This window comes from Vogesella oryzae (genome assembly GCF_902829295.1).
GTDB classification, from domain to species: domain Bacteria; phylum Pseudomonadota; class Gammaproteobacteria; order Burkholderiales; family Chromobacteriaceae; genus Vogesella; species Vogesella oryzae.
Window position 1 is genome coordinate 125,175 of record NZ_CADEPL010000018.1, and the last position, 13,814, is coordinate 138,988.

The following is a 13,814-nucleotide window of genomic DNA, read 5'->3' on the forward strand; positions in this document are numbered from 1 at the left end:
CCTTTCAGCTCGGGCGGCGACGGCCGCCCGTAATCGTTGGAATCCTGTTGTTTCAGCGGGTGCTGGGTGCCAGTTCGACGGCTTTTTCCTGCTCGGCCGCAGCCATACCCTTGAACGAGAAGTGCATCCACACCAGCGACACGCACACGGTGCCGTACAGCAGCATGAAGGCACTGGTGCGCACGCCGGTCAGGTCAAGCAGCACACCGAACATGATCGGCAGCAGGAAGCCGCCAAGACCGCCGGCGAGGCCAACCACACCGGAAACCGCGCCGATGTTGTCCGGGAATTCGTCGGCGATGAACTTGAACACCGACGCCTTGCCGATGGCCATCGCCACACCGACCACGAACAGCATCACGGTGAACATGGTGGGGCTCAGGCCAATGTCGAAGCCCTGCGGACCATTAACGGTCTGGATGATGAAGTGGGTCTGCGGGTAGGACAGAATGAAGAACGCCACCCAGCACAGCCACATCACGCCCCAGGTCACCTTGTAGGCGCCGAACTTGTCGGACAGCCAGCCACCGACTGCGCGCAGCACACCGCCGGGCAGCGAGAAGCAGGCGGCCAGGAACGCAGCGTGCTTGATGTCGAAGCCGTATTCGCCGACGTAGTACTTGGTCATCCACAGTGCCAGCGCCACATAGCCGCCAAACACCACCGAGTAGTACTGGCAGTAGCGCAGCACCGCCGGGTTTTTCATCAGCGCCAGCTGTTCCGACAGGCTGACCTTGCTCGACACCAGGTGTTTCGGGTCGTGATAGGAGAAGAACCAGAACACGATGGCGGTCACCAGCATCACCACCGCGTAGACGGTCGGCACCAGTTGCCAGCCGCCCAGCAGGATCAGGCTCGGCGCCACCAGCTTGGTCAGCGAGGAACCGGCGTTACCGGCACCGAAGATGCCCATGGCGAAGCCCTGTTGCTCGCGACGGAACCAGCGCGCCACATACGGCGTGCCGACCGAGAACGAGCCACCGGCCAGGCCGATCACCAGCCCGATGGCAAGGAAGTGCCAGAACTGGGTAGCGAACTGCAGCACGTAGATCGGTACCACGCAGGCCAGCATCAGGCAGAACATGACGATGCGGCCGCCGTAACGGTCGGTCCAGATACCCAGCGGTACGCGGATCAGCGCACCGGACAGCACCGGCGTGGCGGCCAGCATGCCGAATTCGGTTTCGTTCAGCCCGAGCTTCTGCTTGATGGGGATGCCCAGTACCGCAAACATCATCCAGATCATGAAACAGACGGTGAACGACAGCGTGCTGGATGCCAGCACCGCATATTGTTTGTAGCTTTGCGAGGCCATGATGTTCTTATCCGCTCTATTGAGACGCTCTCACAGTACGCGCCCCGGCGTGCGGCCAACATTGGCCGGTAGTGGAGACCCTGCGCCAATTAGGGATTAGTCCTGCCGCACCGTTTGGCGGGGGAGACTAGTTCGGATGGTGTAGTCGGGATAGCGTGCTGTCGTCACGACAGGCGGCTGCGCTGCAGTGGCAGCCGTGACAGCACAGCGGCGGCAGTACACCGCTGCGGGAAGGGAAACAGCAACACGGCGCAGGCGCGCCGTGCAGGGTTGGCCGCAACGGCAGCCGGTCTCAGCCGCCCCAGCTGGCGGCGGCGGCGCTATCGCTGGCCTTGGCGTCGACCCAGCGGCTGCTGCCGTCGGCAAAGTCTTCGCGCTTCCAGAATGGCGCCTCGGTTTTGAGGTAGTCCATCAGGTATTCGGCGGCGGCAAACGCGGCCTTGCGGTGGGCGGAAGCCACCAGCACCAGCACGATCTGCTCGCCCGGGGCCAGGCTGCCGACGCGATGCACTACCCGCACCGCGCTGATCGGCCAGCGCGTGGCGGCGTCGTCGGCAATGCGGCCGATCTCGGCCTCGGTCACCCCCGGGTAGTGCTCCAGAAACAAGGCGGCCAACGGTGTGGCGGCGTCGTGGCCGCGCACCATGCCCTGGAACACCACCAGCGCGCCGGCATCGCCGGCCACGGCGCGCAGCGCGGCCTCTTCGGCCGCCAGATCGAAGCGGCCCTGCTGGACGGTAATCAGACAGTGCATATCAGCCTCCGGTAACCGGCGGCAGGATGCCGACCTCGGCGCCATCCGGAATCGGCACTTCGCCGCGCACCACCTGCTGGTTCACCACCAGGCGGAATACCTTGCCGGCGGACAGCGCCTCGGCCCAGTCGTCGCCGCGGCCGCGCAAGGCGGCCAACAGCGCGGCGCTATCGCCGCCAGCCCAGTCCAGGGTTTCCTCGCCGCGGCCCAGCGCGTCCTTCAGGCGGCCGAAATACAGAATGCGAATGCTCACGTGCTCTCCTTAAGCCAACGCACGATGAAACCGGCGATGGCGTCGTAATCGTTCAGTGCCAGTTGCGGCACGGCAATATCCAGGGCGGCATCGCTGGCCACCGCCAGCACCCGCGCGTCGTCACGGCACAGTAGCGGCTTGCCCAGCGCCGGACGATGCACCTCCAGCTTGGGCACCGGCTGCCACTTCTGCCCTTCCAGCAACACCAGGTCTACCGGCTGCAAGCGCGCCAGCTGCTCGGCCAGCGACAACTCCTGCGCCAGTTCGGCGAAGACCGCCACCCGCTGCGGCGACAGCAGCATCACCTCGGCGGCGCCGGCCCGGCGATGGCGCCAGCTATCCTTGCCCGCCGCATCCGGCTCGATGTCGTGGTGACTGTGCTTGATCACCGATACCCGCAGGCCGTGTGCGGCCAACCTTGGCAGCAGCGCCTCGATCAGCGTGGTCTTGCCACTGCCGGACCAGCCGGCAATGCCCAGTACTTTCTGCACAACCTCTCCTTTTGGTGGATTGTGGCGCCAGCGCCGTGGCGCTATGGTAGAGCTGTCAGTATTGCCAGCAAAAGCCACGCCATGTCTTCTCCTGCCCCGGTCGCGCTGCGGCCAACTCCGGATTGCCTGCCATTGTGCCGTGCCGCTCAGGCACTGCCTATCCACCGGACGACCTAACATGCTCAGCCAAACGCCGAAACTGCGCAGCCTGTCCAGCAAGCTGCTGATGCTGACCATTGCCTGGCTGCTGCTGGCGATGACCTCCATCGGCTACACCCTGGTACTGTCGTGGAAACTGGAAGGCGGCGCCGCCGCCATCAACGACGCCGGCAGCCTGCGCATGCGCAGCTACCACGCCGCCCTGCTGGTCAGCGAGAACGCCTCGCGCGAAGCCATCCAGCAGGAGGAGCAGGCGTTCAGCGACACCCTCGCCCGCCTGAAGAAAGGCGACCCGGCGCGACCGCTGTTCCTGCCGGACAATGCCGCGGTACGGCAGCAAGCCGAGGAGATCGAACAACACTGGCGCGGCGATATCTTGCCGCAGCTGCGGCGCGCCGAGCTGCAATCCGCCCGCCCCGAGCGGACGGCCAGCCCGGATGTCAGCAGCTTTGTCGACCGCATCGACCGTCTGGTCAAGCTGATCGAGGAAGACAACGCACGTAACACCACCTTGCTGCGCTTCTTCCAGATGGCGCTGATTGCCATGGCCATCGTCGGTTCGTTCACCATGATGTTCCTGCTGTTCCTGCTGGTGATCCGCCCGCTCGACACCCTGGGCGAGGCCATCACCCGCCTGCGCAACGGCGAGCTGGGCGCACGGGTGGAAGTCAGCGGCAATGACGAATTCGCGCTGCTGTCCAGCGGCTTCAACCAGATGGCGGACCACCTGCAGGAGCTGTATGCCACGCTGGAACAGAAGGTAGAAAGCAAGACCCGTTCGGTAGAAGAAAAAAACCGCCATCTCACCGCGCTGTACGGCACCACCTCGTTCCTGCACGAGTCGCACGAGCTGGAAGCCATGTGCGACGGCTTCATCAGCCGCCTGATCACGCTGACCGGCGCCGATGCCGGCAGTGTCCGGCTGGTCGATGTCAAACGCGGCCGCCTGGAACTGATCGCCCAGCACGGACTGCCGGAGGAGATGCTGGAAGACGACCACTGCGCGCCGCTGGATGGTTGCCACTGCGGCGAAGCGGTGCCGCAGCCGTTTGCCGTGATCCGCCGCTTCGACCGCATGCAGCAACAGGAAGAAAAGCACTGCCAGCGTGCCGGCTTCAAGGAAATCTCGGTGTTCCACATTCGGCACAACCAGAGCAATGTCGGCATCTTCACGCTGTATTTCCGCGAACTGACCCCGCTGTCGCCGCAGGACCAGTTCCTGCTGGAAACCCTGGGCAGCCACCTGGGACTGGCGATCGAAAACCAGCGTCTGGCCGCCCGCGACCGCCAGTTTGCCGTGTCGGAAGAGCGCAACCTGATGGCGCAGGGCCTGCATGACAGCATCGCGCAGTCGCTGTCGTTCCTCAACCTGCAGGTACAGATGCTGGAAGCGGCGCTGGGCAGCGGCGAGACCGAACAGGCGCAGGAAAACCTGGGCTTCATCCGCACCGGCGTGCAGGAATGCTACGAGGACGTGCGCGAGCTGCTGCTGAACTTCCGCACCCGCATCAACAAGGAAGACTTCAACGATGCGGTACACACCCTGCTGTCGCGCTTCGAGCAGCAGGCCCTGGTCGCCACCCAGCTGACCATGCACGGCAACGGCTTGCCGCTGGACCCGCAACAGCAGCTGCAGGTGATTTTCATCCTGCAGGAAGCGCTATCCAATGTCCGCAAGCATGCCCAGGCCGAGCATGTCAGCATCGACATCCGTAACGAGGCCGACTTCGTGATGACCATCCGTGACGACGGCTGCGGCTTCGACCAGCAGCGCTTCGAGGCACGCAAGGCACGCCACGTCGGCCTTTCTATCATGCAGGAGCGCGCGGCCCGCATCCACGGCCGCATCGCCATCCGCCCATTGCCCGGCAGCGGTACCGAGGTCTGCCTCACCCTGCCCCAGACTGAAAGACAAGCCGCATGACCCAGACCATCCGCATCCTGCTGGTAGACGACCACACCCTGTTCCGCAGCGGGCTGAAAGCACTGCTGCAACGCCAACCCGATTTCGACATCGTCGGCGAAGCCGCCGACGGACTCGAGGGCGTCAAGCTGGCCGAACAGCTGAAGCCGGACGTGGTACTGCTGGATATCGACATGCCGCAGATGAACGGCCGCGAGGCGCTGGTGCAAATCCTGGTCACCCAGCCGCAGCTGGCGGTACTGATGCTGACCGTGTCCGAGGACGGCGACGACCTGGCCGAGTGCATGAAAAGCGGCGCCCGTGGCTACCTGCTGAAGAACATCAATGCCGACTTCCTGCTGTCCAGCATCCGCCGCGCGGTGGATGGCGACAGCGTGTTGTCACCGGAAATGACCGCCAAGCTGGTTGCCCGGCTGCGCAGCCCGGCCGTGGACAACCGTAATCCGGAGCTGGAAAGCCTGACCCCGCGTGAGCGCGAAACGCTGGCCTGGCTATCGCGCGGCGCCAGCAACAAGGAAATCGCCCGCGCGCTGGACCTGGCGGAAAGCACGGTGAAAGTGCATGTACAGAACATCCTGCGCAAGCTGAACCTGTCCAGCCGGGTACAGGCGGCGGTATACGCGGTAGAGCACGGACTGGAAAAAGGCTGAGACTTCCCTGGCATGAAAAAAGGTTGGCCGCATGTTTGCGGCCAACCTTTTTTGTGACTTCGCCCGGCTCAGTCGCGGAATGTCGCCTTGCCGCCGCTGACCACGGCCATCACCGCCTGCTGGATGTCTTCCGACATCAGCATCGCCGCGTTCCAGGTCGCCACATAGTTGAGGCTGTCGGCCACGCTGTGGTCACGGCTGTAATTGAGCATTTCCTTGGTGCCGCGCACCGCCAGCGGCGACTTGGCGGCGATCTGCGCGGCAGTCGCCAGCGCATCGGTCAGCGCCGCACTGGCATCGGCGGCCACGCGGTTGACCAGATGCATGCGCTCCGCCTCGGCCGCGGTGACATCGCGCGCCGTCAGCGCCATCTCGCGGGCGTTGCCCTCGCCCACCACCCGCGCCAAGCGCTGCAGGGTGCCGACATCGGCCACCATACCGACCTCGACCTCACGCACGCTGAACACGGCATCGGCCGCCGCGATGCGGATATCAGCGGCCAACACGATGTCCAGCGCACCGCCGACGCAGGCGCCGTGAATGGCGGCGACCACCGGCTTGCGGCATTGCTCCAGGCTGTTGACGCTGGCCTGCAGCTGCAGGATCAGCCGCCGCAGTTTCTCGCGCTTGCGCGCCTCGCAGCTGTCTTCCACCGCCTGCTGCAAACCCAGCAGCATGGTCAGGTCGATACCGGCACAGAAGTGCTTGCCATTGCCGGACAGCACCACCGCGCGCACCTGCGGCTCGGCATCGCACCACTGCAGCGCGGCCTGCAACTCCTGCCACATGGTTTCATTCAGCGAGTTGGCCTTGTCAGGCCGGTTCAGCGCCACGTGCGCCACCTGCTCGCGCACCGCTACCGTTAGCGTGCTGTAGTTCACGGCTCAGCCCTCCTTGCGCTTCTTGGGCACCCAGGCCCACACCATTTCGCAGGCAATCGGCGCCTCGCCGGATTCGTCAGTCACCAGCACTTCCACCAGCACATCGCCCTTGTCTTCTACCAGCATGCGGCCAACCTGTTCCGGCGTCAGCGTGGCAACGGCTTTCATATTGCCCTGCGCGCGCTTGAAATAGCTGACCTTCATCGACTTGAGCAGCATCAGCTTGTCATCCGGCACGTTCATGCCGACCACGAAACCGGTAGCGGTTTCCGCCAGCAGCGCCATGGCCGCCGCGTGCAGGCCGTGGATATGGTTCTGCACCTTCTTGCGATTCTTGACGCTGACCACCATGCGCTCGCGACTGACTTCCTCGAACACCAGTCCGGCGGTGCCAAGAAACGGTACGAAGCGGCCGAACATCTTGGTAATCGCCCAGCTGCGCAAGCCGGCCGGCAGTGCCGCGGTTTTGTCCACCATGCGGCACATGCTGTTTTTGGGTGTGCTCATTGTTGTGACTCCTCGTGTGTTGTTGCGGTGTTATTGCTGTTATTGGTGTTGTCCGCCTCCGCTGCCAGCCCCAGCAGCTGCCGCAGCTGGCGCTTGACGCTGGCGATGGCCGCCTCGTCGAATCGGGCCAACTGCAACGCGCCCTGCATGCTGGCAAACATCAGCGCGCCCATGCCGGCGGCGCTGCCGGCATACTGCATGCTGCCATCGGCCTGGCCGCGCGCCACGATGTCCACCGCCCAGGCGCGCATCTCCGCCACGAACAACCCGCCGGCCTGCTGCATCTCCGGCGGCAGGGTTTGCAGCTCGGCAGACAGGATGCCGCTGGGGCAAATCTGCTGGCGCTGGAAATAGCTGTCGGTCAGCGTGAAGTAGCGCTCCAGCTGCTCGGCCGGCGTCAGTCCGGCCTGCGCCGCGATGAAGCGGGCAAAACGCCGGCGGTAACGCTCGATCAGCGCCACGCCCAGATCGGTCTTGCGCGCAAAATGGTAATGGATGGCGGCATTGCGCACCCCCAGCCCGGCACTGATGTGCTGGTAGCTGAAGGCATTGAAACCGCGCGACAGCAGCAGCGTTTCCGCCAGATCGAGAATCTTCCTGCGCGTGTCGCCACGCGCGTCGTGTTCGGCTTTCATGCGGCGACTCTACTTACCGGTCAGTAAGGTGTCAATCAAGCGTTTGAATTTCGGATATCGCCTCATTGACTGTGAACAATCACCGATAAACCGCTTGCCGTTTTCAGGGGTGAATTTGCATGACAGCGCGGACGAATCGGTTATGATGAAGACCATTTTTCTGCCAATCCAGAGCACCCATGAAACTCAAGTTCAGCAAGATGCACGGCCTGGGCAACGACTTTGTCGTGATCGACGGCGTACGCCAGACCGTACACCTGACCGCGGAGCGCCTGCGCCAGCTTGGCGACCGCCATACCGGCGTGGGCTTTGACCAGTTGCTGCTGGTAGAGGCCCCGCAGGCAGCAGAGAACGACTTCCGCTATCGCATCTTCAACAACGATGGCAGCGAGGTGGAACAGTGCGGCAACGGTGCCCGCTGCTTCGTCAAGTTCGTCACCGAACAGAAGCTGACCAACAAGCGTGCCATCCGCGTGGAAACCGCCAAGGGCGTGATCGTGCCGATGCTGGATGACAGCGGCCTGATCACCGTCGACATGGGCGTACCGCGCTTTGCCCCGCTGGACATCCCGTTCCATGCCGAAGGCGATGCCATCACCCACCCGCTGCAGGTCGGCGAGCATTCGGTGGATATCAGCGTGGTGTCGATGGGCAACCCGCACGCGGTGCAGGTGGTCGATAACACCGATACCGCACCGGTGGCGGAACAAGGACCGTTGATCGAGCGTCACAGCCGCTTCCCCGAGCGCGTCAACGCCGGCTTCATGCAGATCGTTGGCCGCGGCGAAATCCGCCTGCGGGTGTACGAGCGCGGCGCCGGCGAGACCCTGGCCTGCGGTACCGGCGCCTGCGCCGCCGTGGTGGCCGGCATCCGCCGCGGCCTGCTGGACAAGGTGGTACGCGTGCATACCCGTGGCGGCGACCTGACCATTTCCTGGGGCGGTCCCGGCTTGCCGGTGAAAATGACCGGCCCGGCGGTCACCGTCTTCAACGGCGAAATCGACGTCTAGCGGCCAGCGTGGCCGCCCGCAAGAAAGGAGCGATCTGTGCAAGCTGAAGAAATTCTGGCCTACCTCGACGACAATCCGGACTTCCTGGCCAGCCATGCGCCGCGTTATGGCCTGAAACCGCTGCAGGATCGGGTGGTATCGTTTGCCGATCGCCAGATGCTGGACCTGAAGGATCGCAACCGCCAGCTGGAAGCGCGGCTGACGCAACTGATCCGCCACGGCGAACAGAACGACCAGATCGTGGCACGTAGCCACAAGCTGGCGATTGCCCTGCTACGCGGCCAGACGCTGGCCGAGGTGCATCACGCCATCCAGCACACTTTTGCCGATCAGTTCGGCCTGCACAGCGTGGCGCTGCGGCTGTGGCATCCGGCGGCGGAAAACACCGAGCTGTACAACAGCCGTCAGGATATCCGTCTGCTGGCCGGCAACCTGTCCGCGCCGTACTGCGGCCCCTACGCCAACGACGAAATCATCAGCTGGTTCCCGGCAACACCGGTACTGCAGTCCTTCGCCCAGCTGGCGCTGCGCGACGGTACCGAGCCGTTCGGCATGCTGGTCATCGCCAGTGATGACGCCCAGCGCTTCACGCTGGAGATGCAGACCCACTATCTGGCACAGATGGCGGAGCTGATGTCGCAAGCGCTGCTGCGCGTGCTGGGCAAGGCATGAGTCCGGACATTTCCGGCCTGCTGCTCCTGGCCCCGCTCGTCCTGTATCTGCTGCATGCGTTGTGGCGGCTGATCGCCAGCGACAGTCTGCCGGCGGTGCTGGCCTTCATCGGCGCCTACTTCATCTGTGCCGTGCTGTTCCGGCTGACCCTGCCGACCCTGGCCATGGTGCCGGTATGGCTGCCGTTCCTGTACCCGTACGCCTGGACCGGCATTGCCGCCCTGCTGCTTGCCTGCGGTACGCTGCAGGTTGGCCGCAGCGGCATCCGGCTGCAAGGCGTACCGCCGCTGATGGCGGCCTATGCCCTGTCGCAACTGTGTCTGCATCTGGGGCTGGTCACCCTGTCAACCGTGCTGGCGGGGCGCCCGCTACAAGCCTATGCCATGCTGCCGCCGCTGGTGGCCGCTGGCGGCTACCTGCTGTACCGGCTATGCCTGCGGCTCAGCCGTCAGCAGCAAGGCTGGTTATCGTGGCCGGGGGTGATCATGACGGCGGTAGCCGCTCCGTTATTGCTGGGCTGGGCCGCAGAACTGGTGGTACCGCTGCTGTTGCGCTACGTCTGAGCAGCGCCGCAAGAAAAAACCCGCCTTCTGGCGGGTTTTACATTTCCGCAAAACTTCACGCCGGCTGTTTCAATACCGTGCCGTCGGCATCCAGCACCGTGACATGCACTGGAATGCCCTGCGCCACACTCTGCGATACGGTACAGAAGTCCTCGAAGCTGCCCAGCAGGCGCTCAAGGTTGGCCGCAGCCGCCACCGGCTGCCCGGTACGCAATACCACATCGATGCGCTGCACCCGCAGGCGGTTACGCTCATTGCGATCGACCAGCGCATTGCTCTCGCACGACAACGGCTCCAGTGCCACGCGGAATTTGCGGGCAGCAAACAGCAGGCTGGCCGACAGGCAGTTGGCGACTGCGGCAGCCAGCAACTGCGATGGCGACGGGCCGTTACCTCCACCCAGTGGCGCCGGCTCGTCGGTCTGCAATGGCTGCTCGACGTCGGCAAAGTGGTTGTCAAAGCGGTAGTCCTGCACTTGCTGCAATTTGACGATGGCGTTTTCGCTCACGCTTGCTCCTGCTTGTTGGGTAATTGTCTCGACATTACAGACTGCGGCCAACGGCTGCGGCCAGCGGTTGCAGCTGTGCCCGCAACGCCTGCAGCTGCGCCGGCGTGATTGCCTGCTCGGCATCGCACCAGGCATCCTGCGGCGAGGCATGTACCTCCAGCAGCAAGCCATCGGCGCCGGCGGCGACGGCGGCGGCGGCCAGCGGCGGCACCAGCCAGCCACGGCCACCGGCATGACTGGGGTCGACCAGTACCGGCAGATGGGTTTCCCGCTTCAACAGCGGAATGGCGGTGATGTCCAGCGCGTGACGGCTGGCCGGTTCGAAACTGCGGATACCGCGCTCGCAGAACACGATATTGTGGTTGCCGCCTATCGCAATGTACTCGGCTGCCATCAGCCATTCGCTGAGCGTGGCAGACACCCCGCGGTACAGCAGCACCGGCTTGTTGATACTGCCCAGCTCGCGCAGCAACGGTACGTTCTGCATATTGCGCGGCCCGACCTGGATGGCATCGACGTCATAGGCCAGGAAGCTGTCCAGCTGACGCACATCCAGAATCTCGCTGATCATCGGCATGCCCTGCGCGCGCGCTGCCTGTTGCAGATATTCCAGCCCTGCCTCGCCGATCCCCTGGAAGGCGTACGGACTGGTACGCGGCTTGTAGGCGCCGGCACGCAGCAACCGGATACCCTGCGCATGCAGCTCTGCGGCCAACGTGGCAAGCGATCCGGCGTCTTCAATGGCACTTGGCCCCGCGATCAGCTGTAGCTGCGGCCCGCCGATAGGCACACCACGTATCGACACCACGCTGTTATCCGGCTTCACCTCGCGCGACACCATGCGGTAGTCCTTCACCACCCGCATGGCACGCTCGACACCGGGCATGGTCTCGAACATGTCGGCACTCAGACTGCGCTCGTCTCCAACCGCGCCGATAATGGTGCGCTCGGTGCCGCGCGAAATATGCTCACTCAGCCCGGCGGCACGGATGCGGCCAACCACGGCATCGATTTGCGGCGCTGTCGCGCCTGCAGCCATCACAATAATCATGCTACAGACTCAGATACGGTCATGCGACAGCCACTTGGTCACCGGCGCGGCACGATAGCTGTTCATGCGCTCCAGCAGCTCCGGCAGCGTATCGGCCACCACGAACAGCTGCAGATTGGCTTCGCGAATGAAGCCCTCGCGCACCCCGTGCTGCACCATGGCCAGCAGCGGATCGAAGAAACCGGCGACATTGAGCAGGCCGATCGGCTTCTGGTGCACGGACAGCTGGCCCCAGGTCAGCATCTCGAACAGTTCGTCGTAGGTACCAAAGCCGCCGGGCAGCGCGATGAAGCCACCGGAAAGGTCTTCCATCAAGGCCTTACGTTCGTGCATGGTCTGGGTCACGTGCAGCTCGGACAGGCTTTCGTGGGCAACTTCCTTCTCCTTCAGGAAGCCCGGGATCACCCCGACGACACGGCCGCCGGCAGCCAGCGCAGCATCGGCCGCTACGCCCATCAGGCCGATATTGCCACCGCCATACACCAGTGTGATGGCGCGCTCGGCCAGCGTGGCCCCCAGCTCGCGCGCGGCAGCGCTGTAGGCAGGATTGCTGCCGCTACTGGAACCGCAAAACAGACAAATGGATTGAATAGTCATGATGTGCCTGTGCCCGCCGGCAGCGGGCTCTCCACAAGTGAATCTTGGGGTAGAAAATTTTTCGCCGGACAGGTGCCCGGCGAAAAGCGCAACTTACAGTACGGCCTGCGGGTAGGCGCCAAGCACCTTCACGAAGGCGGTGCGCTCGCGCAAACCAGCCAGCGCCTGCACCAGATGGGCATCCTGGGCGTGGCCTTCCATATCGATGAAGAACACGTAATCCCACAGCCCGGCACGCGACGGACGCGACTCGAACTTGGTCATCGACACACCATTGGCCGCCAGCGGCTCCAGCAGGTAATGCACCGCGCCCGGACGGTTAGGCGCGGCGACGATGATGGAGGTCTTGTCCTGACCGGTCGGGCCGACATCCTGGTTCCCCAACACCAGGAAACGCGTGGTGTTGTTAGGCTCGTCTTCGATGTTCTCGGCCAGCTTCAGCAGACAATAGCGCTCGGCCGCAGCCTGGCCGGCAATGGCGGCACAATCCGGTTCCTCTGCGGCCAACCTGGCGGCTTCGGCATTGCTGGCCACCGATACCCGCTCGACACTGGCGGGCAGATTCTTGTTCAGCCATTCGTGACACTGCGCCAGTGCCTGGGCATGCGCATAAACCCGGCGGATACCCGCCATATCGCCCTCCTTGCGCAGCAGGTGGTGGTGAATGCGCAGCACCACCTCTCCACAAATCCTCAGCGGCGAGCTGACCATCAGGTCCAGCGTGCGGCCGATGGCACCTTCGGTGGAGTTTTCCACTGGCGCCACCACGTAATCCAGCGCCCGGGATTCAACCAGACGGAAGGCCTCGTCGATCGAGCCGCAGGCTACAGTACGGGCGGCATGACCGAAATGCTTGAGCGCCGCCAACTGGGTAAAGGTACCTTCCGGCCCCAGATACGCAATCGACAGCGGCTTTTCCAGCGCCAGACATTCCGACATCACCTCGCGGAACAGCCGCGCGACCGATTCGCCCGGCAGCGGCCCCGGATTCAGATCCTTGACGCGACGCAACACCTGCGCCTCGCGCTCCGGACGGTAGATGATCCCGCCGCCCTTGATCTCGCCGATATCGCGGGCGTGCTGGGCGCGCTGATTGAGAAGGTTGAGAATTTCGACATCGATATTGTCGATGGCGTCACGATGTTGCTTGAGCAGTTCTTCCGACACGATTCAGTGATCTTTCAGGATGACAAATTGGCCTTTTCCGATGGGGTAAGTTTCCGCGAGATAGCCATGCGTCGCAAGCACTGCAGCACGGAAATCCGCACACTCTGCTGCGTGTGAAATGGCATTGTCCATCACCACGACGCCTCTCGAGGTGAGAATCCGGGCAATTTCAGGCCAGTAGCCAGCATAACGTGACCGGTCGGCATCCAGAAACAGCATATCCACCGATTCGTCGTCACAACCTGCCAGCACGCCGAAAGCATCGCCGGTCAGCAAAGATACCGTCTGCTGCAGCCCGAACGAGTCCAGCGTGGCGCTGGCCAGCGCGGTCTTGTGCGCACTGTGATCCACCGAACGCAGCCGCCCCTTGTTCGCCAGTGCGGCCAACCCCAACCAGACCGTCGAGTAGCCGTTGGAGGTACCGATTTCCAGTAATGACATCGCCTTGCGGGCGCGCACCAGCTGGTACAGGAACATACCGGTTTCCGGTGTGATATTGAGGCGCTTGTCGGCACGCGTCGGATGACGCGCATCGTGCGCTTCGCCCTCCTGCCACAATTGTTGCAGGCGGGCACGATAGGCTGCGGTCAGCATGAACTACTCCTTAAAAACAGGCTGACAGCATATTACCCAAATTGACGACAAACAGGGGCTGCAGATAGGCCCAGAAGCCCAGT

The 13,814-nt window shown here is 63.8% G+C and carries 17 protein-coding genes; 5 read left to right on the top strand and 12 right to left on the bottom strand.

Going from position 1 to position 13,814, the window contains the following annotated elements:
• Window positions 1–52: 52 nt before the first annotated feature.
• From HU218_RS07440 to mobB, 4 genes are all read right to left on the bottom strand, one after another.
• The gene (locus HU218_RS07440; RefSeq protein WP_174874308.1) at window positions 53–1,315 is read right to left on the bottom strand and encodes an MFS transporter; all 1,263 of its coding nucleotides are present in this window, start codon (window positions 1,313–1,315) and stop codon (window positions 53–55) included.
• A gap of 292 nt (window positions 1,316–1,607) precedes the next feature.
• Window positions 1,608–2,069: a molybdenum cofactor biosynthesis protein MoaE gene (locus HU218_RS07445; protein WP_174874309.1), complete on the bottom strand. Its 462-nt coding sequence runs from the start codon at window positions 2,067–2,069 to the stop codon at window positions 1,608–1,610.
• Between the two features lies 1 nt (window position 2,070).
• Window positions 2,071–2,322, bottom strand: coding sequence for a MoaD/ThiS family protein (locus HU218_RS07450; RefSeq protein WP_174874310.1), 252 nt, complete (start codon window positions 2,320–2,322; stop codon window positions 2,071–2,073).
• Window positions 2,319–2,813: a molybdopterin-guanine dinucleotide biosynthesis protein B gene (gene mobB / locus HU218_RS07455; protein ID WP_246210804.1), complete on the bottom strand. Its 495-nt coding sequence runs from the start codon at window positions 2,811–2,813 to the stop codon at window positions 2,319–2,321. Before mobB ends, HU218_RS07450 begins: the two co-directional genes overlap by 4 nt.
• Window positions 2,814–2,991: 178 nt before the next feature.
• Here mobB and HU218_RS07460 point away from each other — a divergent pair, with 178 nt between their 5' ends.
• Window positions 2,992–4,896: a type IV pili methyl-accepting chemotaxis transducer N-terminal domain-containing protein gene (locus HU218_RS07460; RefSeq protein WP_174874312.1), complete on the top strand. Its 1,905-nt coding sequence runs from the start codon at window positions 2,992–2,994 to the stop codon at window positions 4,894–4,896.
• A complete protein-coding gene (locus HU218_RS07465) occupies window positions 4,893–5,546 on the top strand; it encodes a response regulator (protein ID WP_174874313.1) in 654 nt (217 codons plus the stop codon). Before HU218_RS07460 ends, HU218_RS07465 begins: the two co-directional genes overlap by 4 nt.
• A 68-nt stretch (window positions 5,547–5,614) precedes the next feature.
• On the opposite strand, the gene HU218_RS07470 is transcribed toward HU218_RS07465, so the two are convergent.
• From HU218_RS07470 to HU218_RS07480, 3 genes are read right to left on the bottom strand one after another with little or no spacing between them, the layout of a single operon-like run.
• Window positions 5,615–6,427, bottom strand: coding sequence for a crotonase/enoyl-CoA hydratase family protein (locus HU218_RS07470; protein WP_174874314.1), 813 nt, complete (start codon window positions 6,425–6,427; stop codon window positions 5,615–5,617).
• 3 nt (window positions 6,428–6,430) lie between these two features.
• Complete coding sequence (locus HU218_RS07475; protein WP_174874315.1) at window positions 6,431–6,934, bottom strand: DUF4442 domain-containing protein; 504 nt, start codon at window positions 6,932–6,934, stop codon at window positions 6,431–6,433.
• A complete protein-coding gene (locus HU218_RS07480; protein WP_174874316.1) occupies window positions 6,931–7,569 on the bottom strand; it encodes a TetR/AcrR family transcriptional regulator in 639 nt (212 codons plus the stop codon). Before HU218_RS07480 ends, HU218_RS07475 begins: the two co-directional genes overlap by 4 nt.
• A 179-nt stretch (window positions 7,570–7,748) precedes the next feature.
• Here HU218_RS07480 and dapF point away from each other — a divergent pair, with 179 nt between their 5' ends.
• Genes dapF through HU218_RS07495 form a run of 3 tightly spaced genes read left to right on the top strand, consistent with a single transcriptional unit; the run spans window position 7,749 to window position 9,814 of the window.
• Window positions 7,749–8,579 carry a diaminopimelate epimerase gene (gene dapF, locus HU218_RS07485; RefSeq protein WP_174874317.1) on the top strand — a complete coding sequence of 277 codons (831 nt, stop codon included), beginning with the start codon at window positions 7,749–7,751 and terminating at the stop codon, window positions 8,577–8,579.
• A 36-nt stretch (window positions 8,580–8,615) separates the two neighbouring features.
• Window positions 8,616–9,251 carry a DUF484 family protein gene (locus HU218_RS07490; protein WP_174874318.1) on the top strand — a complete coding sequence of 212 codons (636 nt, stop codon included), beginning with the start codon at window positions 8,616–8,618 and terminating at the stop codon, window positions 9,249–9,251.
• A complete protein-coding gene (locus HU218_RS07495; protein WP_174874319.1) occupies window positions 9,248–9,814 on the top strand; it encodes a hypothetical protein in 567 nt (188 codons plus the stop codon). The genes HU218_RS07490 and HU218_RS07495 overlap by 4 nt, the downstream gene beginning before the upstream one ends.
• Window positions 9,815–9,869: 55 nt before the next feature.
• Here the strand turns inward: HU218_RS07495 and HU218_RS07500 are convergent, their stop codons facing one another.
• The 5 genes from HU218_RS07500 to HU218_RS07520 all read right to left on the bottom strand — a co-directional run bounded on the left by HU218_RS07500 (window position 9,870) and on the right by HU218_RS07520 (window position 13,731).
• Window positions 9,870–10,322 carry an OsmC family protein gene (locus HU218_RS07500; protein ID WP_174874320.1) on the bottom strand — a complete coding sequence of 151 codons (453 nt, stop codon included), beginning with the start codon at window positions 10,320–10,322 and terminating at the stop codon, window positions 9,870–9,872.
• A 34-nt stretch (window positions 10,323–10,356) separates the two neighbouring features.
• Window positions 10,357–11,373 (bottom strand): 3-deoxy-7-phosphoheptulonate synthase, encoded by a 1,017-nt coding sequence (aroF, locus tag HU218_RS07505; protein ID WP_174874321.1) that lies wholly within the window; start codon window positions 11,371–11,373, stop codon window positions 10,357–10,359.
• A 9-nt stretch (window positions 11,374–11,382) separates the two neighbouring features.
• The gene (locus HU218_RS07510; RefSeq protein WP_174874322.1) at window positions 11,383–11,970 is read right to left on the bottom strand and encodes an LOG family protein; all 588 of its coding nucleotides are present in this window, start codon (window positions 11,968–11,970) and stop codon (window positions 11,383–11,385) included.
• 93 nt (window positions 11,971–12,063) lie between these two features.
• The gene (gene pheA, locus HU218_RS07515; RefSeq protein WP_174874323.1) at window positions 12,064–13,137 is read right to left on the bottom strand and encodes a prephenate dehydratase; all 1,074 of its coding nucleotides are present in this window, start codon (window positions 13,135–13,137) and stop codon (window positions 12,064–12,066) included.
• A 3-nt stretch (window positions 13,138–13,140) separates the two neighbouring features.
• A complete protein-coding gene (locus tag HU218_RS07520) occupies window positions 13,141–13,731 on the bottom strand; it encodes an O-methyltransferase (RefSeq protein WP_174874324.1) in 591 nt (196 codons plus the stop codon).
• Between the last annotated feature and the right edge of the window lie 83 nt (window positions 13,732–13,814).

Excerpts from the sequence above, each read along its gene's own strand:
- HU218_RS07495 (WP_174874319.1), top strand. The coding sequence starts at position 9,248 with ATGAGTCCGGACATTTCCGGCCTGCTGCTCCTGGCCCCGCTCGTCCTG.
- HU218_RS07465 (WP_174874313.1), top strand. The coding sequence starts at position 4,893 with ATGACCCAGACCATCCGCATCCTGCTGGTAGACGACCACACCCTGTTC.
- HU218_RS07440 (WP_174874308.1), bottom strand. The coding sequence starts at position 1,315 with ATGGCCTCGCAAAGCTACAAACAATATGCGGTGCTGGCATCCAGCACG.
- HU218_RS07475 (WP_174874315.1), bottom strand. The coding sequence starts at position 6,934 with ATGAGCACACCCAAAAACAGCATGTGCCGCATGGTGGACAAAACCGCG.
- HU218_RS07460 (WP_174874312.1), top strand. The coding sequence starts at position 2,992 with ATGCTCAGCCAAACGCCGAAACTGCGCAGCCTGTCCAGCAAGCTGCTG.
- HU218_RS07445 (WP_174874309.1), bottom strand. The coding sequence starts at position 2,069 with ATGCACTGTCTGATTACCGTCCAGCAGGGCCGCTTCGATCTGGCGGCC.
- HU218_RS07520 (WP_174874324.1), bottom strand. The coding sequence starts at position 13,731 with ATGCTGACCGCAGCCTATCGTGCCCGCCTGCAACAATTGTGGCAGGAG.
- HU218_RS07480 (WP_174874316.1), bottom strand. The coding sequence starts at position 7,569 with ATGAAAGCCGAACACGACGCGCGTGGCGACACGCGCAGGAAGATTCTC.
- aroF (WP_174874321.1), bottom strand. The coding sequence starts at position 11,373 with ATGATTATTGTGATGGCTGCAGGCGCGACAGCGCCGCAAATCGATGCC.
- HU218_RS07510 (WP_174874322.1), bottom strand. The coding sequence starts at position 11,970 with ATGACTATTCAATCCATTTGTCTGTTTTGCGGTTCCAGTAGCGGCAGC.
- dapF (WP_174874317.1), top strand. The coding sequence starts at position 7,749 with ATGAAACTCAAGTTCAGCAAGATGCACGGCCTGGGCAACGACTTTGTC.